Source organism: Pectobacterium jejuense (genome assembly GCF_026800125.1).
In the GTDB taxonomy this organism is placed as follows: Bacteria; Pseudomonadota; Gammaproteobacteria; order Enterobacterales; family Enterobacteriaceae; genus Pectobacterium; species Pectobacterium jejuense.
The window spans coordinates 24,165-50,817 of sequence record NZ_JAPQKX010000001.1 but is presented as its reverse complement, the minus strand read 5'-3'; the positions used below and the strand labels follow the sequence as shown (position 1 = coordinate 50,817).

Annotated in this window: 17 protein-coding genes and 1 tRNA gene; 15 read left to right on the top strand and 3 right to left on the bottom strand. The window is 51.3% G+C overall.

What is annotated here, in order from left to right:
- Nucleotides 1-213 precede the first annotated feature (213 nt).
- The 4 genes from fdhF to NXT09_RS00170 all read left to right on the top strand — a co-directional run bounded on the left by fdhF (nucleotide 214) and on the right by NXT09_RS00170 (nucleotide 7,467).
- The gene (gene fdhF / locus NXT09_RS00185; protein ID WP_268578446.1) at nucleotides 214-2,364 is read left to right on the top strand and encodes a formate dehydrogenase subunit alpha; all 2,151 of its coding nucleotides are present in this window, start codon (nucleotides 214-216) and stop codon (nucleotides 2,362-2,364) included.
- 815 nt (nucleotides 2,365-3,179) lie between these two features.
- On the top strand, nucleotides 3,180-4,493 hold the full coding sequence (locus NXT09_RS00180; protein ID WP_268578445.1) for a CitMHS family transporter: 1,314 nt from the start codon (nucleotides 3,180-3,182) through the stop codon (nucleotides 4,491-4,493).
- Nucleotides 4,494-4,601: 108 nt separating this feature from the next.
- A complete protein-coding gene (locus NXT09_RS00175) occupies nucleotides 4,602-5,495 on the top strand; it encodes a GntR family transcriptional regulator (RefSeq protein WP_205551256.1) in 894 nt (297 codons plus the stop codon).
- 661 nt (nucleotides 5,496-6,156) lie between these two features.
- Entirely contained in the window at nucleotides 6,157-7,467 is a 1,311-nt protein-coding gene (locus NXT09_RS00170; protein ID WP_268578444.1) for a dicarboxylate/amino acid:cation symporter, read from the top strand.
- Nucleotides 7,468-7,554: 87 nt separating this feature from the next.
- Here NXT09_RS00170 and hypT read toward each other — a convergent pair whose 3' ends face one another.
- Nucleotides 7,555-8,454: a hypochlorite stress DNA-binding transcriptional regulator HypT gene (gene hypT, locus NXT09_RS00165; RefSeq protein WP_240584940.1), complete on the bottom strand. Its 900-nt coding sequence runs from the start codon at nucleotides 8,452-8,454 to the stop codon at nucleotides 7,555-7,557.
- A 221-nt stretch (nucleotides 8,455-8,675) separates the two neighbouring features.
- Here hypT and cuyB point away from each other — a divergent pair, with 221 nt between their 5' ends.
- On the top strand, nucleotides 8,676-9,392 hold the full coding sequence (cuyB, locus tag NXT09_RS00160; protein WP_268578443.1) for a cysteate racemase: 717 nt from the start codon (nucleotides 8,676-8,678) through the stop codon (nucleotides 9,390-9,392).
- 155 nt (nucleotides 9,393-9,547) lie between these two features.
- Here the strand turns inward: cuyB and NXT09_RS00155 are convergent, their stop codons facing one another.
- Both NXT09_RS00155 and NXT09_RS00150 read right to left on the bottom strand, forming a co-directional pair.
- Nucleotides 9,548-10,492 carry a pectate lyase family protein gene (locus tag NXT09_RS00155; RefSeq protein WP_205551263.1) on the bottom strand — a complete coding sequence of 315 codons (945 nt, stop codon included), beginning with the start codon at nucleotides 10,490-10,492 and terminating at the stop codon, nucleotides 9,548-9,550.
- Nucleotides 10,493-10,716: 224 nt separating this feature from the next.
- Nucleotides 10,717-11,532: a MetQ/NlpA family lipoprotein gene (locus NXT09_RS00150; protein ID WP_268578442.1), complete on the bottom strand. Its 816-nt coding sequence runs from the start codon at nucleotides 11,530-11,532 to the stop codon at nucleotides 10,717-10,719.
- Between the two features lie 385 nt (nucleotides 11,533-11,917).
- Between NXT09_RS00150 and NXT09_RS00145 the strand changes: the two genes are divergently transcribed.
- The 10 genes from NXT09_RS00145 (at nucleotide 11,918) to NXT09_RS00100 (ending at nucleotide 26,524) form a co-directional block, all read left to right on the top strand.
- The gene (locus NXT09_RS00145; RefSeq protein WP_010285873.1) at nucleotides 11,918-12,547 is read left to right on the top strand and encodes a response regulator transcription factor; all 630 of its coding nucleotides are present in this window, start codon (nucleotides 11,918-11,920) and stop codon (nucleotides 12,545-12,547) included.
- A 3-nt stretch (nucleotides 12,548-12,550) separates the two neighbouring features.
- Entirely contained in the window at nucleotides 12,551-14,128 is a 1,578-nt protein-coding gene (locus tag NXT09_RS00140; RefSeq protein WP_174871221.1) for an MASE1 domain-containing sensor histidine kinase, read from the top strand.
- 89 nt (nucleotides 14,129-14,217) lie between these two features.
- The gene (gene uhpC, locus NXT09_RS00135; RefSeq protein WP_014914787.1) at nucleotides 14,218-15,543 is read left to right on the top strand and encodes an MFS transporter family glucose-6-phosphate receptor UhpC; all 1,326 of its coding nucleotides are present in this window, start codon (nucleotides 14,218-14,220) and stop codon (nucleotides 15,541-15,543) included.
- A 36-nt stretch (nucleotides 15,544-15,579) separates the two neighbouring features.
- The gene (locus tag NXT09_RS00130) at nucleotides 15,580-16,614 is read left to right on the top strand and encodes an ABC transporter substrate-binding protein (protein ID WP_268578441.1); all 1,035 of its coding nucleotides are present in this window, start codon (nucleotides 15,580-15,582) and stop codon (nucleotides 16,612-16,614) included.
- Nucleotides 16,615-16,807: 193 nt separating this feature from the next.
- Entirely contained in the window at nucleotides 16,808-18,886 is a 2,079-nt protein-coding gene (locus NXT09_RS00125) for an ABC transporter permease (RefSeq protein WP_268578440.1), read from the top strand.
- A 5-nt stretch (nucleotides 18,887-18,891) separates the two neighbouring features.
- Complete coding sequence (fbpC, locus tag NXT09_RS00120) at nucleotides 18,892-19,950, top strand: ferric ABC transporter ATP-binding protein (protein WP_174435808.1); 1,059 nt, start codon at nucleotides 18,892-18,894, stop codon at nucleotides 19,948-19,950.
- A 277-nt stretch (nucleotides 19,951-20,227) separates the two neighbouring features.
- On the top strand, nucleotides 20,228-21,304 hold the full coding sequence (locus NXT09_RS00115; protein WP_268578439.1) for a LacI family DNA-binding transcriptional regulator: 1,077 nt from the start codon (nucleotides 20,228-20,230) through the stop codon (nucleotides 21,302-21,304).
- A 347-nt stretch (nucleotides 21,305-21,651) separates the two neighbouring features.
- A complete protein-coding gene (locus tag NXT09_RS00110) occupies nucleotides 21,652-24,783 on the top strand; it encodes a beta-galactosidase (protein WP_268578438.1) in 3,132 nt (1,043 codons plus the stop codon).
- A gap of 260 nt (nucleotides 24,784-25,043) precedes the next feature.
- The gene (locus NXT09_RS00105; protein ID WP_205551275.1) at nucleotides 25,044-26,306 is read left to right on the top strand and encodes an MFS transporter; all 1,263 of its coding nucleotides are present in this window, start codon (nucleotides 25,044-25,046) and stop codon (nucleotides 26,304-26,306) included.
- Nucleotides 26,307-26,448: 142 nt separating this feature from the next.
- Nucleotides 26,449-26,524, top strand: a tRNA-Asn gene (locus NXT09_RS00100).
- The last annotated feature ends 129 nt before the right edge of the window (nucleotides 26,525-26,653 follow it).

Genomic DNA, 26,653 nt, shown 5'->3' with positions numbered 1-26,653 from the left:
AATACGCTGTCAGGTTATTTTCCAGACGAATGTCCTATGGAAAAAGGTCGCAGCACTCAACGCGTTAGGACGATTTATCATCGCCCTGAGCATGACCACGATCAGTAAATTAATTTTCTTTATCGGTGATTATCGAAGGTTAGATGACTGCATCAACAGCCTGCCGCAGAAATGCAGTTCTTACGATCCAAGACTTGGCTTTGGAGAATAATCATGCAGAAAGTGCTTACCGTCTGCCCGTATTGCGGGTCAGGCTGCAAAATTAACCTGCTGGTAGAGAACGGCAAAGTGGTTGGTGCGGAAGGGGCAAACGGCGTCACCAATGAAGGTGAACTATGCCTGAAAGGCTATTACGGCTGGGATTTTCTTAACGACACGAAAATTCTGACGCCGCGTTTAAAGCAGCCGCTGATTCGACGTCAGAAAGGTGCCCCCTTTGAGGCTGTATCCTGGGATGAAGCTATCGGTTTCGCCAGCTCCCGTCTGAAGGCGATTAAAGAGAAGTACGGTGCCGAGTCGATTATGCACACCGGCTCGTCACGCGGTCCCGGTAATGAAACCAATTATGTGATGCAGAAATTTGCCCGGGCGGTCACCGGGAATAATAACGTCGACTGCTGCGCCCGACTCTGCCACGGCCCTTCGGTTGCCGGGCTACAGGTTACGCTGGGCAATGGCGCAATGAGCAACTCTATCTGCGAAATCGAAAAAACCGACTGCATCCTGATTTTTGGCTACAACGCCGCAGACTCACACCCCATCGTGGCACGTCGGATCCTGAAAGCCAAAGCGCGCGGAGCAAAAATCATCGTGTGCGATCCGCGCCATATTGAAACCGCCCGCATCGCCGATTTGTGGCTGCCGTTGAAAAATGGTTCCAACATGGCATTGGTCAACGCGTTCGCTAACGTGCTGATTAACGAAGGCCACTACGATAAAGCGTACGTCGCCCGCCATACCGAAGGCTTCGAAGAATTCAGCAAGACCGTCGCGAAATACACGCCGGAGTATGTCGCTGACATCACCGGACTGTCGCCGAAATTGATTCGCGACGCGATGCGGATCTATGCCGCGGCGCCGTCCGCCACCATTCTATGGGGAATGGGCGTGACGCAGTGGGGCCAAGGTGTGGATGTAGTCAAAGGGCTGTCCGGCCTGGCCCTGCTGACCGGGAATCTGGGGCGTCCAAACGTTGGCGTCGGGCCAGTGCGTGGGCAAAACAATGTACAGGGTGCCTGCGATATGGGGGCGCTGCCCAATATGTTCCCCGGTTATCAAAACGTCACGGATAAAGCGGTACTGGCGAAATTTGCCGATGCCTGGGGCGTGCCTGAACTCTCCGACAAAATTGGCTACTCGCTGACCGATCTCCCGCACAAGATAAAAGAAGGGAAGATCCGAGCCAACTACGTGATGGGCGAAGATCCGCTGCAAACCGAGCCGGATCTGTCGATGCTGCGCAATGCGTTCAACGAGCTGGAGTTGCTGATCGTCCAGGACATTTTCATGACCAAGACCGCCGCGATTGCCGATGTGATTTTACCCGCAACCTCCTGGGGCGAGCACGAAGGGGTTTATACCGCCGCCGACCGAGGCTTCCAGCGCTTTTATAAAGCTGTGGAGCCGCAGGGCGATGTCAAACCCGACTGGGAAATCATCAGCCTGATGGCAACGGCGCTCGGTTATCCGATGCACTATAACAATACGCAGGAGATCTGGGACGAGCTGCGAGAACTCTGCCCGCTGTATTACGGCGCGACCTACGAGAAAATGGCAGGACTGGGCTATGTGCCGTGGCCGTGCCCAACGGAGGACAGCCCCGGCACACCGTGGCTGTATGCCGGTAATCACTTCGATCGTCCCGGCGGGAAAGGCCTGCTGCTCACCGCAGAATGGCGACCGCCGATGGAACTGGTGGATGAAGATTACCCGCTGGTCTTGTGCACCGTGCGCGAAGTTGGCCATTACTCCTGCCGTTCCATGACGGGCAACTGCACCGCATTACAAACTCTGGCGGATGAACCGGGCTACGTGCAGGTTAGCCCCTATGACGCTGAGCGTTTAGGCATCCGCGATCAGCAGCTAGCCTGGATTTCGTCACGACGCGGCAAGGTGATCTCTCGCGTTGCCGTCAGCGAGCGCATCAATAAAGGTGCCGTCTACATGACCTACCAGTGGTGGATCGGTGCCTGCAATGAATTGACGCTGGATCATCTCGATCCGGTATCCAAAACGCCGGAATACAAACACTGCGCCGTGAAGCTGGAAGCCATCGACGATCAGCAGGCAGCAGAGAATTATGTACAGCAGGAATACAGCCAGTTGAAAGATCGGCTGCGCAGCACCGCAGAAAACGTCAGTTAATCACCCTGACCTAAGCCGCCGCGAACCTAAGCCGTCAGGTAAAAGCCGTGGCGGCTTAGGAAAATACATACTCTAAATAATTCGAGTTTCAGGAAGGCGGCAAGCGAAGGAATCCCGATGAGCTTACTCAGGTAAGTGATTCGGGTGACTGAACGTAGCCAACGCACATGTAACTTGAAGTATGACGAGTATAGATGGTTTAGACACCGTTTAACCTTCCTCACCGATAATGCCTTTATTCCCCACCTCATCTTGTAAAATTTCATTAATGAAAACGGATAAATTTCCGTTAATCGATAATAAATTTCTACGCACAACTTAAATTTTCACACCTCTGTTTATCTTTTAAAATTATGTTGGCTATCACCGCACTTCCCTTCGCCCAATTGTTTTTTATTCCAATTTAGCGCAATTTGCGTTTCATTTTACAATGCTTTAATTTGTTTTTAACAAAAAGAGCCCCTTGTAGCGGCTGTTATCAAGTCGATTAAAATAATTACTAAACAATCGGTTAGATGGACGCTGGCGGGGATAAAAGGAATATTATTATTGCTCGCATAGAGGTCGTTTATGTTACCGATTACCGTTATCTTATCGCTCCCTCATTATCTGTCCTTTATTATTCGTATCGACCCTGGAAGCTAATCCCCGCCTTTCATTCGTATTCTTCTGAACGTCGCTGACGTCGGGAAATAACCTAATTTCATCCCTTTCGATATGCAGTTATAAAAAACTGTACGGCTTTTTGTACCCCAAACTCGCCGAAAGAAAGGCAGTAAGTTATTCAGAATATAATAAAAAACAGGAGATTCACTGTGCTCACTATTCTCGGTTTCTCTATGGTCATCTGCTTTATGTACCTGATCATGACCAAGCGGATGTCTGCGCTAATCGCGCTGATTCTTGTCCCTACTCTGTTCGCACTGGCCGCAGGTTTCTATCAGGGGCTGGGAGCGATGATGCTGGACGGCATCAAGACGCTGGCACCAACCGGCGTTATGCTGACGTTCTCTATTCTCTACTTCGGCATCATGATCGATGCCGGACTGTTCGATCCGCTAGTACGTTTCATTCTCCGTCTGGTTAAAGGCGATCCGCTGAAGGTGTTGGTCGGCACCGCCGTATTAACCTTGATGGTCGCGCTGGACGGCGACAGCACGACGACCTATATGATCGCGATTGCCGCCTTCCTGCCGCTCTATCAGCGATTAGGTATGAGCGTGCTCGGGTTGACCTGTCTGGTTAACATCGCCAGCGGCGTGATGAACCTTTCCCCTTGGGGTGGCCCGACGGCGCGTGCCGCTGCCGCATTGCGCGTTGATGCACTGGACGTTTTCCTTCCCATGCTCCCGGCGATTGTTTTAGCCAGCCTGACGCTGGTCGGCGTGGCCGTGTTTCTGGGTCTACAGGAGCGCAAACGGCTGGGGATCATTGATGTCAGCAGCTTCCAGAATGCATCGATCAATCTGGGCAACGGCAGCGACGAAGAAAGCGACGCCAACCGCCGCCCTAAAATGTTCTGGCCTAACTTTATTCTGACCACCCTGCTTCTGGTGTTTTTGGTGATCGGCATTCTGCCTATTCAGGTGCTGTTTATGGTCGGCTTCGCTATCGCCGTCATGCTCAACTATCCCAAGTTGGAGGAGCAAAAAGCGCGGATCGGCTCACACGCTGCTAACGTGCTCGCGGTGACATCACTTATTTTCGCCGCTGGGATTTTCACCGGGATTTTATCCGGTACGGGCATGGTGGATGCCATGGCGAAGAGCCTGTTGCAGGTGATACCAGAAAGTTTCGGCCCGTATCTTGCGGTGTTCACCGCGCTTATTAGCCTGCCGTTTACTTTTTTGATGTCCAACGACGCGTTCTATTTCGGAATCTTACCGGTTATCGCCCAGACGGCGGTCAACTATGGTATTACCCCAGAGGAGATCGCCCGTGCGTCGATTGTCGGCCAGCCGTTCCACCTGCTCAGCCCGCTAGTGCCGTCGCTTTACCTGCTGGTCAGCCTGGCAAAAGTGGACATCGGCGATCACCAACGCTTTGCAATCAAATGGGCGATTTTTGTCAGCCTGTCGCTGCTGGTCGGTGGTATTGTCTTCGGCGCATTTCCGTTCTATCACCAGTAAAACAGGATTGCTCCGGCCTGGCCGGAGCGTTCCCTGCTGGCAGGCGAGCCGTACTGACAAGAACATAAAGATTCCTCGTAACACCCTAAACGACATAGCAGGATAGCCATGGCTTTAACTCCCCTACAGACAAGGATTGTCAGACAGATTGTCGCCTATATTCGCCGCGAGCAGTTGCCGCCCGGCGCTCATCTGATCGAATCGTCGCTGGCGCAGGTATTGAACGCCTCGCGCACGCCGGTCAAGGTCGCGCTGCTGTATCTGACGGAAAAAGGCATGCTGCATTACCACCGCAACCGGGGGTTTTACCTCGATCGCCATGCCCATGAACTGGGGGATCTGGTCACAGAGTTAGCCGCCAGCAGCGAAGAGCCTCTCTACCGGAAGATTGTCGATATGCGCCTCTCCCGTCGGTTGCCGGAGCAGTTTTCAGAAGTGGATCTGATGCGAGAATGTCAGGTGTCCCGCTCCGTACTGCGTAACGTTCTGACGCGTATTCAACAGGAAGGTTGGCTGGAGTTCCGCACCGGTCAGGGCTGGCGAACCACGCCGATTATCGATTCCGTCACGGCCTATGAGGAAAGTTTTACGTTCCGATTGCTGGTCGAGCCGCTCAGTCTGCTGTCGCCGCAGTTTCGTATCGATCAACACACGCTCAACGCCTGTCGTAAGCAGCAGGAAGACATTCTCAATGGCGGTTACCTGACGCTCACACCGCATGAAATGTTCGATGCCAATACGCACTTTCATGAAACGCTGCTTGCCTGTAGCGGCAACCGCTTCGCCCACCATAGCTTGCAACGAATCAATCAGTTACGGCGTCTGGTGGAATATCGACAAGGGAGTCCAGCCTTCAATCCTAAGCGGTTGGAACAGATTGCAGAGCATCTGACGATTCTGGATTTCCTGCAACGGGGAGAGATCGAAACAGCGGCAGACTGGATGAAAAAGCATCTGGAAAAAGCGTGCCACGATAAAGTCAGCATCGATCTTTTTCGGTGAAATAACCAACAGCGAGGTCTCAAATCATCAGTAACATATGTTTAAAAAATAAAAAACACCATTTTAAACACTCTAAATGCCCGAGCAGTTACAAATAGAAACACATAGAACAATAATTAAACTCAAACTTCATAACAAAAGAATGAAGCCAATAACACAAAAACAAAGTCACGATTTAAATAATTAAAAAATTAATTTTTTTATAAAATATCATGTATATAAAGTTTTCGTTAATTGTTCTTTTATTTTTACTTAATCTTTAAGTAATTCACCATCTGTTTTATTGATGTATCGCCACATATCATTAGCAACACTACTTCAACACCTTGAACCATCTGCTTTTACCTGCAAAAAATCAATTTAACCCATTGTTTAATAATGAATTAATAAAAACATCACGATTTACGCGATCTGCGCATCACATCCCCATTTATCATTACAAGCGACAAGGACATGCATTTTTCGCATGACAAAGATCACAATTACATAACAATCCGCAGAAAAAAAATGTAAAAAGCAAGAATCGTTGTAATATCGGCGGGCAGACACAACACCCCAATAACAGGTTCGGGTGAGGGATTGGTGTATTCAGGGAAAGCACCAGCCATCACGCGGCAATAATATTGTGTTGTCTGAATCAATTCATCAACATGAGGTTTATATGCAAAGGCAGAAGTTACTTGTACAGATAGTCTTGGCTATCGTCCTGGGAATATTAATCGGCTGGGCTTGCCATCAATATCTTGACGGCAGTCGAGCAAAAGAAGTTGCATCTTATTTCAACATGGTTACCGATATCTTCCTGCGCCTGATCAAAATGATCATCGCGCCACTGGTCTTCGCTACGCTGGTTTCCGGCTTGGCAAGCATGGGAGGAAACTCTTCTGCCGTTGGTCGTATCGGTATGAAAGCGATGATCTGGTTTGTCAGCGCCTCGTTCATTTCCCTGCTCATCGGTATGGTCTTCGCCAACCTGTTCCAACCTGGCGGAGGCATGAATCTCGAAATCCCTGCACAGCATATTGCAACAGGTCTGAACACCGATAGCTTTACGCTTAAGAGCTTCATCAGCCATATCTTCCCGAAAAGTATCGTCGAAGCGATGGCGAACAATGAGATCCTGCAAATTCTGGTGTTCTCTCTGTTCTTCGGCTCCGCGCTTGCCTATGTAAAAGGCAAAAACAAGCACGCGACCACGATCATCTCCATGATCGAAGAACTGACCAAAGTGATGTTCCGCGTGACCGACTACGTGATGGCGCTGGCTCCTATTGCTGTCTTTGCCGCAATCGCTTCCGCGATTACCACACAAGGTCTGGGCCTGCTTTACGACTTCGGTAAACTGATCGGTGAGTTCTACCTCGGTCTGGGCGTACTGTGGGGCGTTCTGTTCCTGGTTGGCTACCTGTTCCTGGGCAAAGGCATCGTTAGACTGGCGAAGCTGATTCGTGAACCTACCATGCTGGCTTTCGCAACGGCGAGCAGTGAATCTGCCTACCCGAAAACCATGGAAGCACTGACCAAATTCGGCGTGCCGAAAAAAGTCACCAGCTTTGTGCTGCCGCTCGGTTACTCGTTCAACCTCGACGGTTCTATGATGTACCAGTCCTTTGCGATTCTGTTTATCGCACAGGCTTACAACATCGACCTGAGTGTTACTGAGCAAATCCTGATTCTGCTGACGCTGATGATTACCAGTAAAGGAATGGCGGGCGTAGCGCGTGCTTCTATCGTAGTGGTTGCCGCAACGCTGCCGATGTTCAGCCTGCCGGAAGCCGGTATCCTGCTGATCATCGGTATCGACCAGTTCCTGGATATGGGCCGTACTGCAACTAACGTCATCGGTAACAGTATCTCTACCGCTGTTGTGGCCAGTCTGGAAAAAGACATCCACGATGATGATGAGAATGAAGAGGTTACCGACGAAGTCGTCGCCTACAAGGAACCTCAGCAGGCTACGCAAAATAGCTAATGCTGAGTGAGTGAATCGTTCATCTATAGCGGCCTTCGGGCCGCTATTTTTTTATCTCTCGTTGCACTGCCAACGCAGTGACGACGTTTAGAGTCCAGATGCTGATGACAGCCCTTTCATGTAGCGCCAGAATTTCTCAGAAGCCACGTTCAACCGCGCATCGAGACGATAGAGATAAACGCCCATGCGGATCACGGCATTTTCCATGCTCAGGATCGTCAGCTCTTTGTTTTTCAGCTCTTCCTGAATGGAATAGTCCGGCAGCCAGGCGATACCATAACCTTTCTTCGTCATACGTTTGAGCAAGTCGCTCATGGAAGAAACGAAATTGACCGTAAACTTATCGCTGTCGACGCTGGATAAGTAGCGGCTGACCTGACGCCCCATGTAGCTCGTCTCGGTATAGTTGAGTAGCGGCACCGATGAGGCGCTGACATCAAACAGCGGCTTCCCTGTGCTATCACACGCACAGACCGGATAAAGCCGTGATTCCAGTATCTTCTCGTGCATGAAGGGCTCTCCCATCAGATCCTCATTGTAGAATGAGAAAATGAAGTCACTGCGCCCTTCTTTGAGATTCAGTACCGCTTCATCCACATCGATCGATTCGACATAGAAGATTTTTTCCTGCGGATCCGGCACGTCTTTTAACAGCTCAGGCATGATGAATACCGACAGCGAATGCGCCGCGGCGATGGTGATCTTATTCTTGTAATTGTCCCCGCCGTGCAGCTTATTGAGTTGATACTCCAAGTCATCCAGCGTATTGCGGATATAGGCGTGGAACACGCGCCCCTGCTCGGTTAACTGTAGCGGCAACGCGCTGCGGTCGAAAATATCAAAGCCAACCGCCGCTTCCAGCGCCTGAATTCGCCGACTGAATGAAGATTGAGAGATATTCCGCTTCTCGGCCGCCAGCGTAAAACTCCGGTGCTCTTCCAGCACGATAAAATCATACAGCCACTTGGTTTCGATATTATTCAGCATCGTCCCTCACTCAAAACGCTCAGCGTCATGTTTTCGCTCTCTATGCCAACGTTCGTATCGCCAATAAAGAGGCTTCCCACCGAACGCGGTTAAAACCAATAAAAGCATAGGGATGCCAATAGTTATGCAAATCATACATAGCAGATGGGAATTTAGCAATTCACATTGCCCGCCAGTGTGCGATTATCCTTTTAATTTCATAATGCTACAGGGTTAACAGCATGAACAGTCTCGTGGGAATTCTTGGTGGTATGGGGCCGGGTGCTACCGTCGATGCGATGCAAAAACTGATCAAAAACACGCCAGCGTATCGGGATCAAGACCATATTCCGATGATTGCGGTTTCTATTCCTGATATCCCTGACAGAACGAAATGCATTCTCCAGCACAGCGCGTCACCGCTGGATAAAATGCTGCAATATATGAAAATTCTCGAAAACGCGGGCGCTGAATGCATCATTATCCCGTGCAATACCGCGCACTATTGGTTTAATGACTTAAAAAAGCAGTGCCGTGCAGAAATGATCAGCATTATTGATGTGACCTGTCAGGCGATTAAACATGCCAACACTACACGCGTCGGCCTGTTGGCGACGACGGCGACGGTCAAAGCGAGAATTTATCAGGACAACCTGATTACCGATAATATTGAGTGCTACACGCCAGATGATGCAGACCAACACCAGGTAATGGAAAGCATCTACGCTTATAAATCCGGTGATATCGCCGGCGCCTATAGCATGCTGTCACCAGTAAAAGATCGCCTGTTGCAGGCTGGCGTTAAGAAAATTATTCTGGGTTGTACCGAGCTTCCTCTGATTCTGGAGCAGGAAGTCAGAACATCACCGCAACACTATGTGGATGCGACGGAAGAGTTAATTAAGAAAACGGTCGAGTGGTATTTCACTCACAGTCCGAGAAATGATATCGCTGCTTAATTTCTTAACGAGTCTATTATATTTCGTTGAATAAAAAAATAACTATGCCACTCGGCATAAATGAATTCGCCGAGTGGCATAGTGAGACAAACTCAGTATTTAATGCATTTCACTTCACAATAAAATACTGTGAACACAGGAACGTAAATCAACGATTACGACGGGAATTTCAGCGCACTATTTTGCGCGCCGGAATTAGAAACCACCCAGGATTTCGCCGCTGACGTGGTCATCAAACTGTATGAATAGTTAGATGACGCCGTCCATTTAGCCGCAGGCGATTTACTCGCCACGGCAGCCGGTGAACTGCCATTATCCGTAAAGGTTGAACCATTGCCTTTATCGTCAACCATCCCTTTCTTTTCCGCGCCGGTACCGAATACGTTACGTTCAGAAAGTACATTGGCATTCTGCGCAACCGTAAAGGCCAGGTTGAATTTATTGACATAGTTGTTGAAGACGTGGAAATAACCATAACGCATCAGGCCGGGTGCACGAACCTGAATATTTTCGTAATAGTTATGGCAGATAGTCAAACGCGGATAGCCATTGTAGGCGCTGTTATTATCATCTGCCGGATGGCCGAAGATGCAACCATATTTATGGTTTGAGAATAAGCAGTTACTGATCGTGATGTAATCCGCCTTCTCACCGATATAAATCAGTTTATCGAGGCTACCGTCGTTATCACTCCACGTATGCCCAGGCCATGAACAGTGATCCACCCAATACCCCTTACCGTAGTTCAAATACAGCTGGATATCATCATTATCTTTGATGCCAACATCATGTTTAAAAACCAGATTCTGGAAAATGACGTTGGATGAATTGCTCTCAGCACGCAGGTGGATATTGGTCAGTACATTAGCGCCACCGAAAGAACCAACGATGGTTTTATTACTGCCAAATACCACCTTGGTTAGTGCAGATGTTTTCAGCGATGCGCCCAGCACCACAATCGTTTTTGTGGAACCGCTCACGGCTGATTTAAAATCGGCCAGAGAATTTACCGTAACAACTTTACCGCCAGTCCCTCCGGTAACATTCGCCGCTTTTGCAAAACCAATAATCCCAGTAAGATTCGTTGTTGGATAAGCCATAAATTTTCCTTTTTACAATGAGTGAATAGTAATGTCATTTGAGGTGTTAATTAACAAAATAAATAACACGCCTTCGACAATTACAGAGTGTATATAAGAGAATTCATTACGCTTATTAATCGAGTTTAATAAAAAAAGAACCTTGCGAATAGTTTCTTATTTAATTAATTTGCAGCCACCTTATTAATAAAGGTGACTGCATCATAGCCTTCAAATTATTATCGCTACCATCCTTTTACTGCGCCAGCATTAAAAATACGGTTCGCAGCCTGTTCAACTTCATCAGACTGATAGGCCTGAATAAATTTTTTGACGTTTTCCGCCTCTTTATTATTTTCACGAGTCACAATAATATTCACATACGGTGACTCTTTATCCTCAATAAAAATACCGTCTTTCGTTGGCGTTAAGCCCGTTTGCTGAATATAGGTCGTGCTAATGATCGCCACCGTCACTTTCGGGTCGTCTAATAAACGTGGCAACTGCGCCCCTTCCACTTCCATAATACGTAGGTTGTGCGTATTGGTCGTAATATCCAGTACCGTCGGCAATAAGCCTGTATCAGGCTTCAGCGTAATTAATCCGGTTTTCTCCAGTAATAACAGCGCGCGTCCCAGATTTGTAGGATCGAAAGGTATCGCGATAGTGTCGCCAGCTTTCAGATCGTTGATATTTTTAATCTTCTTCGAATAACCCGCCATCGGGAAAACGAAGGTATTTCCTACCGCCACCAGCTTATAAGCGTGTTCGCGGTTTTGCTGTTCCAGAAAAGGACGATGTTGAAAGACGTTCGCGTCCAAATCACTTTTATCCGTCGCCTCGTTCGGCAATAGCGAACCGCTGAAACCCACCAGCTCGACATCTAGGCCATATTTCTCTTTTGCCACTTTCTTCGCGACGTCGGCGACGTCCTGTTCCGCACCGTTAATCACGCCGACTTTAATGTGGTTGGCAGAATTGCTTGCGCTATCGCATGCGGTCAACGCCATCGCCGCCGTGACCATTCCCGCCACCAGCGCTATACGCCATTTCTTCATCATTCCGATTCCCTGACATCGTAACTACATTGATTTGTAGCTACACTGTTTTATAACTACATGGAGTTAAAGAGAAAAACAGTATGTCTCTCGATTAACCGAGTCAAATAACTCCGCGTTCTATCAATATGCTTTTCATCATTCGGTCAATAAAGAGTGATATATATCCTAAATAATTCGAGTTGCGTGAAGGCGGCAACCGCACGAATCCCCAGGAGCTTACTCAAGTAAGTGACTGGGGTGAGTAAGGGCAGCCAACGAACAAGCAGCTTGAAGTATGACGGATATATCTGTTAAGCCGATTCCATTTTACCTATCTGCTATTGCTCGCCTCTTGATTCCCCCGCATTATGACGTTTTGATGACCTTGAATTCACACGGCGAAACCATGATTAATGTGGCTTTGGTTGACGATCACATCGTTGTACGGTCTGGCTTTGCACAGCTTCTGACATTAGAAAATGACATTCAGGTCGTTGGACAATATGCTTCGGCGGCGCAGGCGTGGCCCCATCTACTCAAACAGCCGATTGACGTTGCCGTGATTGATATTGCCATGCCGGATGAAAGCGGCCTGTCGCTATTAACCCGCCTGCGTCAGCAACGCCCCAATTTTCGCGCCATTATTCTAAGCATCTATGACACCACCGCATTTGTACAAAGCGCGCTGGATGCAGGTGCAGGCGGCTATCTCACGAAGCGCTGTGGCCCGGAAGAGTTAGTGCAGGCGGTTCGCGTGGTCAGCAGCGGTGGCCTTTACCTGTGTGCCGATGCACTACACGCCATTCGCCATCAGCAGCAGCCACCGAAAGAGCTGCTGGCGCTAACCCCGCGCGAGCGGGAAATATTCAGCCTGCTGATCAACGGGATTAGTGTGAAAAGCATCGCTGAACAGCTCGAGCTCAGCCATAAGACCGTTCACGTTCACCGCGCCAATATTCTCAGTAAATTACAGTGCGAATCCACGGTAGAGCTGGTGCACTTTGCACTGCAACACCAACTACTGGCTGGGAAGTAAATCATGCGCCGCCTGCACGTCATCGGCATGACGCTGTTTCTGGCCTTTTTCTATAGCCTGATTTGGCTGGCGCTGTGGACTATCAGTTTCTATTTGAGCAACAACGGCCAGCAGGCGGCGCTGCTGTTGCCGCAAGGGCTGCGGCTGGCGTTGATGATTTTGCTGCCTAGAAAGTACTGGCCGACCTTGCTGCTTGCAGAAATCGCCATCCAGAGCTGGCTTATCAGCGAGCAGCTCATAACGCGGTCGCTGCTGCTACTTTCCCCGTTCCTCAGTCTGATTCCGGCCATCATCACGCATAAAATCTGGCATCGCTATACGCTTTATTGGCAGCGACTCCTGCTATTGCTGGCAGCGCTGACGCTCAATACCGTTCTGCACGGCATCGCTATCGGCCCCTGGTTACACTCGCAGCTGACACAAACGCTGCTGGCGACGTTTACCGGCGGCGTCCTGCTGATCCCGTTCATCTATCTGCTGTACGAATACATCAAACAACAGCATTTGCAGACGCTGCTGGCACAGGAGATCCCCGATCCGCCTCTGCGCACCTCGCTGCTGATTTGGTGCTCGCTGTTTTTTTCTATCGGCGTTTGCCTGCAAATGACGTTCACGCCTGAGATGGAACGCCTGCTGCTGATTTTCGTTTTTCTGCCTAACGTGGTCATGGCGTATAAATTCGGCTGGCAAGGCGGCGTACTCTCCGCCGTACTCGGTAGCCTGATGATTGCCGTCACGCGTCAGGTGAGCGGTGCTTTCGACGATCTGCGCGAGCTGGAACTCTTTCTCTCTACGCAGGCGCTGCTCGGCATTGGGCTGGGGATCGCGATAAGCCGTCAGCAACAGCTGGCACAGCGGCTCCAGCGCTATCGCCATCAGTTGGAGCAGGAGTTGAAAACCCGGCGACGGCTCATGGAGCGCATCATCCATACCGAAGAGGCCGTACGCAAAGATATCGCGCGCGAATTGCACGATGACATCGGCCAAAACATCACCGCCATTCAGATTCAGGCCATGCTAGTGAAACACAGCGCGCCAGCCGACGCCGCTCAACACGCCGCCGGACAAATCAGCGAGCTGTCGCGGCGCATCCACCACACCACCCGCCAGCTTCTGCGCCAGTTGCGCCCACCGGTGCTGGATGAAATGGTGTTGGATAAAGCGCTGCATCATCTGGCGGATGAATTTGCCTTCTCGGCTCGCGGTATCCAGTTTCAGCTGGATTATCAGCTCCCCACTCCTCCGCATGATGACGTGGTGGTTTTCACCCTTTATCGGTTGGTGCAGGAGTTGCTCAACAACATCAACAAACACGCCAGCGCCACGCAGATTACCGTTCGCCTTTCCCAGCAGGATGACCTGATTACACTCGACGTCATTGATAACGGCGTGGGCATCGCACAAAAAGACAGCTCGCATCCGACAGGCGGCGGCTTCGGCCTGCGGGGCATCGAGGAGCGCGTACAGGCGTTGGGCGGTAATTGGCTAGTGAAAGCTGCCACCAGTGGCGACTCTGCCACGCCGCGCGGTACGCACATAATTGTTAACTTGCCCACAAAATTTAAACAAAAAGACGATTAGCTAGGAATTATTCCTAGCCACCTAAAACCTTGTCTCATCCTTTTTAATTCACATCCCCCTACTCTTCTCTCAACGCGACGGAGAACCCCATGCAGGCACCCATGTTTCCAGCGGGACAGCTTTCACCCACACAAATCAGTCAGCGTTATCGCTACTGGCGACCACGGTTGCTGATTTCCATGGTCATCGGGTACGCCACGTTTTACCTGACGCGTAAAAGCATCAACTTCGTCATGCCGGTGATGCAGTTGGAATTAGGGTTAAGCAAAGGCGATATCGGTCTGCTGGGGACGCTGTTTTATCTCTGTTATGGCGCATCCAAGTTTATTTCCGGCATCGTGTGCGATCGCAGCCAGGTACGCTGGTTTATGGGCGTCGGACTGATGATTACCGGCGTGCTGAACATTCTGTTCATGTACTGCCAGTCACTCACGGGGTTATTGATTGTCTGGGCGCTGAATGGGTTCTTTCAGGGCTGGGGATGGCCGCCTTGCGCAAGATTGCTGAGCAGTTGGTATTCGCGCAACGAGCGCGGCCTCTGGTGGGGATGCTGGAATACCTCGATCAATATCGGCGGTGCGGCGGTTCCCCTGCTCGCGGGCTATCTGGCCTCCGAATGGGGATGGCAGGCGGCGCTGCTGGTGCCGGGCATCATCGGCATTGTGATTGGTCTGTGGCTGTGCTGGCAGCTGTGTGACAAACCGCAGCAGCAGGGATTGCCCAGCGTCGGCGAGTGGCGGCGCGATGCGCTGGAGCTTCGTCAGGAGCAACAGAGCCCGCCGATGCCGATGCGCCAGATTCTGCGCGATGCGATTTTACGTAACCGTACCATCTGGTTACTCGGGTTTTCCTACATTCTGGTGTACCTGATTCGTATCGCACTGAATGACTGGGGGAACATCTGGCTGTCGGAGAGCCACGGTTTCAACCTGCTCAGCGCGAACGCCACGCTGTCGCTGTTTGAACTAGGCGGATTGATGGGGGCGCTGTTTGCCGGTTGGGGTTCAGACCTGCTGTTTCGTGGTCAACGCGCACCGATGATTTTGCTGTTTGCACTAGGGCTGTTTTTAACCATGACCGCGCTGTGGCTGGCACCGATTCACCACTATTCACTGCTCGCGGCCTGTTTCTTCAGTATCGGCTTTTTTGTTTTTGGACCACAGATGTTGATTGGTCTGGCTGCGACGGAATACAGCCATAAGGATGCCGCAGGCACAGTGACAGGTTTTCTGGCGTTGTTTGCCTATCTGGGGGCAGCGCTGGCGGGCTGGCCGCTAGCACAGGTGCTGCAACACTACGGATGGTCGGGATTTTTTACTCTGCTGGCGTTGGCTTCAGCCTGCATCGGATTGTTACTGATGCCGCTGCTGATGGCAGGTGTCAGCCGCCGGGAACGTTTGATGACATCAAAATAGCAATAACAACAGATAGACACCTATAAGGAAAACATCATGAAACTGAGTACCTTAACTACCCTCATCGCCGCTGGACTGACCGTTGCTGCCGTTACCACCACCACCGCGCGTGCCGAAGGTCGCCTGGTCATTTACTGTAGCGCCACCAACTCCTTCTGCGAGGAAGAAGCCAAGGCCTTCGGTGAAAAATACAACGTTAAAACTTCTTTTATCCGCAACGGCTCTGGCAGTACGCTGGCGAAAGTTGATGCAGAGAAGAAAAACCCACAGGCTGACGTCTGGTACGGCGGCACGCTGGATCCGCAGTCTCAAGCGGGAGAAATGGATCTGCTGGAACCTTATCAGTCTAAAAACCTTGAGCAGATCATGCCGCAGTTCCGCGATCCTGCCAAACGTAAAGGCAACTACTCGTCTGCCGTTTACGTTGGTATCCTCGGCTTCGGCGTCAACACCGACCGCCTGAAAGAGAAAAACCTGCCCGTTCCACAGTGCTGGAAAGATCTGACCAATCCGATCTACAAAGGCGAGATCCAGATTGCCGATCCACAAAGTTCCGGTACGGCCTATACCGCACTGGCAACTTTCTCCCAGCTCTGGGGGCAGGATCAGGCCTTTGATTACCTGAAAAAACTGAATACCAACGTGTCGCAGTACACCAAATCCGGTATTGCCCCGGCACGTAACGCCGCACGTGGCGAAACCGCTATCGGTATCGGTTTCCTGCATGACTACTCGCTGGAAAAAGAGAAAGGCGCCCCGCTGACGCTGATCTCTCCATGTGAAGGTACCGGCTATGAAATTGGCGGCGTCAGCATCCTGAAAGGCGCGCGCAATATGGATAACGCCAAGCTGTTCGTTGACTGGGCGCTGTCAAAAGAAGCACAGGAACTCTCCTGGAAGAAAGGCCAGTCCTACCAGATTCTGACCAACACCACCGCCGAAGCCTCTCCGCTGTCGCTGAAGTTGCAGGATCTGAAACTGATCAACTACGACATGGACAAATACGGCGCGGCAGACGTGCGTAAAGAGCTGATTTCCAAGTGGGTTAACGAAGTCAAAATGGGCCAATAATCTCGATTCATTGCCCTTGATGCATTGACCTTTATTGATTGCAAAAACAACGGGAACACAGCGGTAAGCTCGCGTTTCGCTTAACGCCGTGTTCTCAGCATCGCTGATTAACCATTACTCAATATTATTCACCACCTAATACCTGTGACGATTCAATCTTATAAAACAACGCTATAAAGCACCAGGGAACCCTATGTCACACACACTAACTCTTTCACCGACGCCTAAGCGGGATCCCGTTTTCCTGTGGCTGGCGCTGATTGCAGCAACATTTTTGCTGCTGCCAGCGTGGAGCCTGGATTACGGCCTGCTGGATGCCTCACGCGATGAACTGCTGGCGGCCTACAGCTGGTCGAACCTGAATATCAGCCTGCTGTGGTTCCTGCTCCCAGTAGGGTTGCTGGCACGTCCGCTGCTTACGCCCGGTCGGGAACAGCGTGGCCGCCACCGTTTTGATGCGGCTTACGCGTTGTTCTGTGCCCTTTTCGTGGTCATCAGTGCCACGGTTGAAGGTCGCGGAATGGGCTACGGCACCATCGCGCTGTTTGTCGCGCTGAGTGCGATTATTACGCTGGCGCTGTCGCGGCTGGACTGGCTGGGTGGCGATCGCTTCGTCATCGGCTCGCTCATCAGCATCATCGCGCTGATTGGCGTCTTTATTCTTTACCCCAGCATCGCTATCTTCATCCCGATGTTCACCAACGACAGCGGTGAATTCGCGCCGCTGGCATTTATGCAGGTTCTGGGTCAGACGCACATTTTACGGGTGATCTGGAACTCATTCCTGCTGTCGGTTGCCGTCGGTATCGGCTGTACTTTCTTCGGTATGGTGCTGGCGATCTACACCTCGCGCATCGCCCGCCGTTCTGCGATTATCGGCCGCATTTTCTCCATTCTGCCTATCGTTACGCCACCGTTTGTCGTCGGGTTAGGCGTGACGCTGATGATGGGCCGCTCCGGTTACATGACCGAGCTGATGGTGGATTGGTTCGGGCTGACGAACACCAACTGGCTGTACGGTTTTACCGGCATCTGGCTGGCGCAGGTGCTCGCCTTCACACCAATGTCATTTATGATTCTGGAAGGCGCGATGAAGACCATTCATCCGTCGCTGGAAGAAGCGTCGTACACCCTGCGTGCCAACCGTTATCAAACCTTTCAGCGGGTTTTCCTGCCCTTGCTGAAACCGGCACTCGCCAACTCGTTCCTGATCGTGATCGTCCAGTCGCTGGCCGACTTCAGTAACCCACTGGTGCTGGGCGGTAACTTCGACGTACTCGCCACCCAGATTTACTTCTACATTACCGGGGCACAGCTGGATTACCAGTCAGCCAGTACGCTCGGCGTTGTCCTGCTGGTGTTCTCACTGGCCGTGTTCTGCGTGCAATATCTGTGGATCGGTAAACGCTCCTACGTGACGATTTCTGGTAAATCCTCTCGGGGTGATGTACAGCCGCTACCCGTTTCGCTGGTGTGGATCGTCAGCATCCTTCTCTATGTCTGGATTGCCTTTAACGTCCTGCTGTACGGCAGCATTTTCTACGGCAGCTTTACCGTTAACTGGGGCGTGGATTACACCCTGACGCTGGCAAACTTCAGCAAGCTGTTCGGGCAAGGCTTTAGCGACGGCGCCTGGCCTTCCCTGCTGGATACACTGTTGTTCGCAGGTATCGCAGCACCGATTACGGCACTGTTCGGGCTACTTATCGCCTACATCGTGGTGCGCCAGCAGTTCTACGGCAAGAAGGCTATCGAGTTCACCACCATGCTGTGCTTTGCGGTGCCGGGTACGGTTGCCGGTGTGTCTTACATCCTGGCCTTTAACAGCGCGCCAGTTTACTTAACGGGAACGGCGGTGATCGTCATCATGTCGATGGTGATGCGTAACGTGCCGGTTGGTATCCGTGCGGGTATTGCCGGACTGGGACAGTTGGATAAATCGCTCGATGAGGCGTCACTCAGCCTGCGTGCGGGTTCGATGCGCACGGTGTTCTATATTCTGCTCCCGCTGCTGCGTCCGGCCATTTTGTCTGCGCTGATTTACAGCTTCGTGCGCGCCATTACTACCGTCAGCGCCATTATCTTCCTGGTTACACCAGATACTCGCGTCGCCACGTCTTACATTCTTAACCGCGTGGAAGACGGTGAATACGGTATGGCGATTGCCTACGGTTCCATCCTGATTGTGGTCATGCTGGCCATTATTTTCCTGTTCGATTATCTGGTCGGTGAAGCGCGGGTTTCTCGCACCAAAGCCAAGAATAATGCCTAAGCGGAGTGATTACCTTGAATACTGAAAAAAGCTTTGTCGAACTGAAGCACATCACTAAACGCTTCGGCAACAACACCGTCATTGATGATTTGAATCTGGCGATCCCTCAGGGAAAAATGGTCACGCTGCTGGGGCCGTCTGGCTGCGGTAAAACCACGGTACTGCGGGCCGTTGCCGGTCTGGAAAAGCCGACAGAAGGCCAGATTTTCATCGATGGCGAAGACGTCACCGAGCGCTCCATTCAACAGCGCGATATCTGCATGGTGTTCCAGTCTTACGCCCTCTTCCCGCATATGTCGCTGGGAGAAAACATCGGCTACGGGCTGAAAATGCTCGGTCGTCCGAAGGCAGAAATCAATCAGCGTGTAAAAGAAGCGCTGGCGCTGGTCGACCTGGCAGGATTTGAAGATCGTTACGTCGACCAGATTTCTGGTGGACAGCAGCAGCGTGTCGCGCTGGCGCGTGCGCTGATCCTCAAACCTAAAGTCCTGCTGTTCGATGAGCCGCTGAGTAACCTTGATGCCAACCTGCGCCGCAGCATGCGTGAGAAAATCCGTGAGCTTCAGCAGCAGTTCAACATCACCTCGCTGTATGTTACGCACGATCAGAGCGAAGCCTTCGCGGTGTCCGATATGGTTCTCGTGATGAACAAAGGCAAAATCATGCAGTTGGGTGCGCCGCAGGAGCTTTATCGCCAGCCGGCATCCCGCTTCATGGCCAGTTTTATGGGGGATGCCAATATTTTCCCTGCCACCTTCACGGCAGACAGCGTGAATATCTACGGCTACCTCATTCCGCGTCCACAGGGCTTTGCCGCCGGCTTAAGCGAATCGACCGTCGGTATTCGCCCGGAAGCCATTACGCTCAGCCATCAGGGTGACGAAAGCCAGCGCTGCACCATCACGCAGGTCGCCTACATGGGGCCGCAGTACGAAGTGCAGGTGGACTGGCATGGGCAGTCGATGCTGTTGCAGGTTAACGCGACCCAGCTTCAGCCGAATCCGGGCGACAGCTACTATCTGCAAATCCACCCTTACGGCATGTTTGTGTTGTCCGAGCAGTAAACATCGGGTAACCATCAACCTTAAACCGGGAGCACTTGCTCCCGGTTTAAGAACAAAAGTCGTCATTTTCATTCTGCAAATAGGTTTGTTATCAGTCTGAGCGTTAGTGTCAGTTCCCGGTTTTACTTTTTACAAACATCTAAAAACGCCTACGAACGTCAGCTTTTCTTCGGTCTATTTTGATTGTGTCGGAATACATACGCCTGTTACGGATTCCCTGTGCGATTTGTTATGATGATGCTCTTTTACGCATAGAATCACGCACGGAATAGCCGCTATGAAACAGAAGCCCATAACCTTAAACGATGTCGCCGAGTACGCTGGGGTTTCCTATCAGACGGTTTCCCGCGTGCTGAACCAAGCGCCTCATGTTTCATCCCGTACTCGCAGTAAAGTGGAACAGGCGATGGCGGCGCTTAACTACACGCCAAACCGCGTTGCACAGCAGCTGGCAGGGAAAACCATCACCACGCTGGGGCTGGTCACTACCGATCTTTCACTGCACGCACCGTCACAAATTGCCGCAGCGATTAAGACCACCGCCAGTCAGCTAGGTATTAACATCGTGATGTCTATGCTGAGCAGCCCAGACGTCAATACCTGCAATAACGCCGTGAACGACCTGCTTTCTCAGCGTGTCAGCGGCGTTATCGTGAATGTTCCGCTATCCACGGATGAAGTCGCCCACATTAGCCAGACCTGTGCCGACACGCCTGTCCTGTTTATGGATGCCGATCCGCATACCGACATACTCAACGTCATGTTCGACCCCGATCACGGCGCACGTTTAGCCATCACGCATCTGGTACAGCTGGGGCATCAACACATCGCCCTGTTGACCGGACCAATGACGTCGATCTCCGCCCGCCTGCGTTATGAAGGCTGGCTCGCCGAGCTGGAAAAACAGCAGCTCTCCCCTGCTTCGGTGCTACACGGTGACTGGAGCGCCGCATCCGGTTACCACCAGACGCTGGCCCTGTTGGGAGAATCCCTGCGCGTCTCTGCCATTGTTGTCGCGAACGATCAAATGGCGCTTGGCGTCCTGCGTGCGCTGCACGAGTATGGCCTGCGCGTACCGGAGCAGATGTCAGTGATCGGTTTTGACGATACTCAGGACAGCGCGTATTACACTCCGCCACTGACAACCATTCGCCAGGATTTCAGGCTATTAGGTAAAGAAGGCGTCACTCGTTTGCTCGAGACGCTGCGCGATCCTACCCAAAGCACATCGCTGCTGTTACCCACCGAACTGATCGTACGCCATAGCACCGCCGTACATTCATCAACCCACGCCTCCTTGCAAGAACTCACCAAAAACCTGTTGGACATTACACGCCAGCTACAAAGGCTGTAACCCTTTATGTTTGTAACCCCTTACACTCTTTGTAACCCTTTACACTATTTGTAATCCTTTACACAACAGCACCTTTTTCACCATCACCGCCAAACCCTAACAAAATAAGATGATAAACAATAAGTTATTTATCATCTCTTGTTAATTTACTGCGTAGCGCTTTCCAAATCCGATATATCGCCACTCATTTTACAAACGATCTTTGTGATCGCTTCCACTTTATTGTCACGTTCCACTTTACTCGCCCTGACGAGTCGATATGTTATGAGAAGCACAATTGTGAGCGAGTAACAATTTAAATATCCAATCACGGAAACAGACTTAAGACGTTCAGGAGCCAAGCCATCATGAGCGATACCGTTTTACCGTATCCAGCACGCCATCGCGCCACACTGCAAGAGATCCTTGCCCGACGTGATTGGGAAAACCCAGCCTGTACTCACTATCAGCGGCTCCCAGCTCACCCACCGTTCAACAGCTGGCGCAGCGTGGCTGCCGCACAGCAAGATGAGCCTTCTCAGCGGCTGCGTCGCCTGAATGGTGAATGGACGTTTAGTTATTTCACCCGCCCGGAAGCCGTACCGGAAAGCTGGTTACAGCAGGATCTGCCTGATTCAGATACCATTCCGGTTCCTTCGAACTGGCAGTTACAGGGCTATGACGCGCCAATTTACACCAACGTAAAATACCCTATCCCCGTCAACCCACCCTATGTGCCAGAAGACAATCCCACAGGTTGTTACTCGCTCACTTTTAAGATCAATCAAGACTGGATCAATAGCGGACAAACCCGGATTATTTTTGATGGCGTTAACTCCGCGTTTTATCTCTGGTGTAACGGCCACTGGGTGGGATATTCGCAGGATAGTCGCCTGCCTGCGGAGTTTGATATCGGTCGCTATCTGACGACCGGTGAGAATCGGCTGGCGGTGATGGTGCTACGCTGGTCTGACGGCAGCTATCTGGAAGATCAGGACATGTGGCGTATGAGCGGCATTTTCCGCGACGTCACACTTCTGCACAAACCGACGGTTCACCTTAGCGATATCCAGCTCACTACGCCGCTCAGCGCCGATTTCCGCCACGGCACGCTGGATATTCAGGTGAAGGCAACGCTCTCTGAAGCTGAGGCCAAAAACCATCGCGTCCACGCACAGCTTTGGCGTGGTAGTAAGCTCATCGGTGGTACACGGCAGGCGTTCGGCAGCAATATTGTCGATGAACGCGGTGCCTATCACGATAAATCTTTTCTCCGCATTGACGTGCCACAGCCCGACCTGTGGAGCGCCGAGCTGCCGCACCTGTATCGCGCTGTTGTCGCACTGGAAACGGAGGAAGGCGAGCTAATCGAAGCGGAAGCCTATGATGTCGGTTTCAGAAAAGTTGAAATCCGCAGCGGCCTGCTGCTGCTGAACGGTCAACCGCTGCTGATCCGCGGGGTTAACCATCACGAACACCATCCACAGCACGGTCAGGTCATGGATGAAGACACCATGCGGCGCGATATCATGCTGATGAAGCAGCATAACTTTAACGCCGTACGCTGCTCACATTATCCCAACCATCCGCTGTGGTATCGGCTGTGCGATCGCTACGGCCTGTATGTTGTGGATGAAGCAAACATTGAAACGCACGGCATGCAGCCGATGAATCGTCTGTCGGACGATCCCGTCTGGCTGCCAGCCTACAGCGAACGCGTGTCAAGGATGGTGCAGCGCGACCGCAATCATCCCTGCATCATTATCTGGTCATTGGGGAACGAATCCGGCTACGGTGCAAACCATGATGCGCTCTACCAGTGGATCAAACGCCACGATCCCACTCGCCCTGTGCATTACGAAGGTGGCGGCGCGAATAGCCGGGCGACCGACATTGTGTGCCCAATGTACGCCCGTGTTGATGAAGATCAGCCCTTCCCCAGCGTACCTAAATGGTCGATCACCAAATGGGTCAGCATGCCAGACGAGCATCGGCCTCTCATCCTCTGCGAGTATGCACACGCGATGGGCAACAGTCTGGGGGGATTCGCGCGCTATTGGCAGGCATTCCGCCAATATCCTCGGTTACAGGGCGGATTCGTCTGGGACTGGGTCGATCAAGCGCTGACCCGGCGTGACGAACAAGGCAATACCTATTGGGCGTACGGCGGAGATTTTGGCGACAAACCTAACGATCGCCAGTTCTGTCTGAATGGCCTGCTTTTTCCCGATCGCACCCCGCATCCCAGCCTGTATGAAGCCCAGCGGGCACAGCAGCACATTCAATTCGCCTGGCAGGCTGAATCGCCGTGTGAGCTGCGTGTCACCAGCGAATACCTGTTTCGCCATACGGACAATGAGCTGTTGAACTGGTGCATTACGCTGAATGATAAGACGCTCGCAGAAGGTTCGCTGCCGCTGACGCTCGCTCCGCAGACTACCCAGACACTGACGCTGCTGGAAGCCCTTCCCACAGTTGATCGTGCAGGAGAGCTTTGGCTCAATGTTGAAGTTGTACAGCCTAAAGCCACCGCCTGGTCAGAAGCCAATCACCGCTGCGCCTGGGATCAGTGGCAACTTCCTGCACCGCTTTATCTTCCCGAGGCACCGTGTTCTGGACAGAAGAATCCCCCCGTTCTGCGATCGTCCGATGCGTACTTTGACATCGTTCAGGGCGAACAGCATTGGCGCTTTAACCGCCAGAGCGGCTGGCTGGAACAGTGGTGGACGGCGGATGCGCCAACGCTATTAACTCCCTTGCAGGATCAGTTTGTTCGGGCACCGTTAGATAACGACATTGGTATCAGCGAGGTCGATCGCATCGATCCACGCGCATGGGCCGAACGTTGGAAATCGGCCGGACTTTATCAACTGCAGACGCAGTGTGTTGCGATTCAGGCTGACCAACTCGCCGATGCCGTACACATTGTCACCGAGCACGTATTCCGCCATGCCGGACAGATCCTGCTACGAAGTAAAAAGCGCTGGCAGATTGATGCACATGGCGTGATGACCGTGGATGTCGATGTTGATGTCGCGACCGTGCTGCCGTCACTGGCCAGAGTAGGCTTGAGTTGCCAGTTAGCCGACGTCGCGCCTCAGGTCAGTTGGGTCGGACTTGGGCCTCATGAAAATTACCCAGACCGACAGCTCGCAGCACAGCATGGGCACTGGAATCTGCCGCTGGATGATCTTCACACGCCTTACATTTTCCCGACGGAAAACGGGCTGCGCTGCAATACACGCACGCTGACGTATGGCAAATGGACGATCGCCGGCAACTTCCACTTTGGGTTAAGCCGCTACGGGTTAACGCAATTGATGACGTGTACCCACCATCATTTATTAGAAAAGGAAAAAGGCGTTTGGCTCAATCTGGATGGCTTCCACATGGGAATTGGTGGCGATGACTCCTGGAGCCCTAGCGTTCATCGCGATGATTTACTCACGGCCACGCATTATCACTATCGCGTCGCCATGCAACATCACCAACCGTATTGATATGAAAAAACAGTATTAAAAAAACAACGAAAGAGCGCGGGTATCTACCCTAAATAATTCGAGTTGCAGGCAGGCGGCAAGAGAAGGCATCCCGATGAGCTTACTCAAGTAAGTGATTCGGGTAACTGAGCGTAGCCAACACACCTGCGGCTTGAAGTATGACAGGTATACCGCCTCTTTCCATCCTGATGGTATCAGGCAAGTATATATCCGCCATCAAAATAAACGTTGCGGATATTATGCATATCGGAGAACGCAACATGTACTATCTACATAATAAGAATTTCTGGATATTCGGCCTGTTTTTCTTTTTCTATTTCTTCATCATGGGGGCTTACTTCCCTTTCTTCCCTATTTGGCTTCATGATATTAACCAAATAAGCAAAAGCGATACGGGAATTATCTTCGCCTGCATTTCCTTTTTCGCCCTGTTATTTCAACCGATATTTGGCTTACTCTCCGATAAATTGGGATTGAGAAAACACCTGCTATGGATTATTACCATTATGCTGGTGTTTTTTGCTCCGTTCTTCATTTATGTTTTCGGCCCATTATTAAAATACAACATCGTTTTAGGTTCTATCGTCGGCGGGATTTACCTGGGGTTCATCAACAACGGCGGTGCACCAGCTATTGAGGCCTATATCGAGAAAGTCAGCCGCCGTAGCCAGTTTGAATTTGGCCGTGCGCGTCTGTTCGGCTGTCTCGGCTGGGCGCTCTGTGCATCTATCGTCGGTATTATGTTTACCATCAATAACCAGTTTGTTTTTTGGCTGGGTTCCGGTTGCGCCGTCATCCTCGCCATCCTGTTGCTACTGGCAAAGCCAGAGGCCTCTTCGAGCGCTCTCGTTGCCGATCAGGTAGGTTCCAACCAAAAACCCTTTAGCCTGAAAATGGCGGCCGAACTGCTAAAAGAACGCAAAATCTGGTTCCTGACTCTCTATGTCGTCGGCGTTTCTTGCACCTATGATGTGTTCGATCAGCAGTTTGCCAACTTCTTCACCTCGTTTTTCGAGACCCGACAGGAAGGGACGCGAGTATTTGGCTACGTCACCACGCTGGGTGAATTGCTTAATGCCACTATCATGTTTTTTGCACCGCTGATTGTGAACCGTATCGGTGGTAAAAACGCCCTCCTCATCGCCGGGACGATTATGTCCGTACGCATTATTGGTTCGGCCTTTGCCAGTTCCGTACTGGAAGTGATTGTGCTGAAAACGCTGCACATGTTTGAAGTACCGTTCCTGATTGTCGGCTGCTTCAAATACATTACTACGGTCTTTGAAGTCCGCTTTTCCGCGACAATTTATCTGGTGTGCTTCTGCTTCTTTAAACAAGTATCGATCATTTTCATGTCGATCTTTGCTGGCAATATGTATGACAGCATCGGTTTTCATGGCACTTACCTGATTTTAGGCGGCATCGCCCTCTCCTTTACCGCGATATCCCTATTTACGCTGTCAGGAAAAGGGCCGCTGTATGCGTTTTCTGATAAACAAAAAGCACCGCTGAATACCCTCTAGCGATGACAGGACACGATAAAATGCCGGTATTTGCCAAAAATATCGGCAGATTGCACATTCTCTCACCGAACAGTGCAATTTTGTGGTTTACGCCTTTGACATGCGCGGCACACGCCGTTATTATGCGCCCCGTTCACACGATTCCTCTGTAGTTCAGTCGGTAGAACGGCGGACTGTTAATCCGTATGTCACTGGTTCGAGTCCAGTCAGAGGAGCCAAATTCTTGTTTTCATGTCTCTTTGCGAATCCCTATATGATTTAGATTCAATAAGTTAATGTGAAAAGTCTTCCCGATGCATTTTCAGTTTACCCTCCGCATCGGGAGAATTTGGTGGTCAGATTTGGGG

What these genes read in the sequence shown, in the direction of transcription:
- NXT09_RS00145 (WP_010285873.1), top strand. Translation starts at nt 11,918, where the DNA reads ATGATTAATGTGGCTTTGGTTGACGATCACATCGTTGTACGGTCTGGC.
- cuyB (WP_268578443.1), top strand. Translation starts at nt 8,676, where the DNA reads ATGAACAGTCTCGTGGGAATTCTTGGTGGTATGGGGCCGGGTGCTACC.
- NXT09_RS00150 (WP_268578442.1), bottom strand. Translation starts at nt 11,532, where the DNA reads ATGATGAAGAAATGGCGTATAGCGCTGGTGGCGGGAATGGTCACGGCG.
- hypT (WP_240584940.1), bottom strand. Translation starts at nt 8,454, where the DNA reads ATGCTGAATAATATCGAAACCAAGTGGCTGTATGATTTTATCGTGCTG.
- NXT09_RS00105 (WP_205551275.1), top strand. Translation starts at nt 25,044, where the DNA reads ATGTACTATCTACATAATAAGAATTTCTGGATATTCGGCCTGTTTTTC.
- NXT09_RS00125 (WP_268578440.1), top strand. Translation starts at nt 16,808, where the DNA reads ATGTCACACACACTAACTCTTTCACCGACGCCTAAGCGGGATCCCGTT.
- NXT09_RS00175 (WP_205551256.1), top strand. Translation starts at nt 4,602, where the DNA reads ATGGCTTTAACTCCCCTACAGACAAGGATTGTCAGACAGATTGTCGCC.
- NXT09_RS00170 (WP_268578444.1), top strand. Translation starts at nt 6,157, where the DNA reads ATGCAAAGGCAGAAGTTACTTGTACAGATAGTCTTGGCTATCGTCCTG.
- uhpC (WP_014914787.1), top strand. Translation starts at nt 14,218, where the DNA reads ATGCAGGCACCCATGTTTCCAGCGGGACAGCTTTCACCCACACAAATC.
- fdhF (WP_268578446.1), top strand. Translation starts at nt 214, where the DNA reads ATGCAGAAAGTGCTTACCGTCTGCCCGTATTGCGGGTCAGGCTGCAAA.
- NXT09_RS00130 (WP_268578441.1), top strand. Translation starts at nt 15,580, where the DNA reads ATGAAACTGAGTACCTTAACTACCCTCATCGCCGCTGGACTGACCGTT.
- NXT09_RS00115 (WP_268578439.1), top strand. Translation starts at nt 20,228, where the DNA reads ATGAAACAGAAGCCCATAACCTTAAACGATGTCGCCGAGTACGCTGGG.
- NXT09_RS00155 (WP_205551263.1), bottom strand. Translation starts at nt 10,492, where the DNA reads ATGGCTTATCCAACAACGAATCTTACTGGGATTATTGGTTTTGCAAAA.
- NXT09_RS00140 (WP_174871221.1), top strand. Translation starts at nt 12,551, where the DNA reads ATGCGCCGCCTGCACGTCATCGGCATGACGCTGTTTCTGGCCTTTTTC.
- NXT09_RS00110 (WP_268578438.1), top strand. Translation starts at nt 21,652, where the DNA reads ATGAGCGATACCGTTTTACCGTATCCAGCACGCCATCGCGCCACACTG.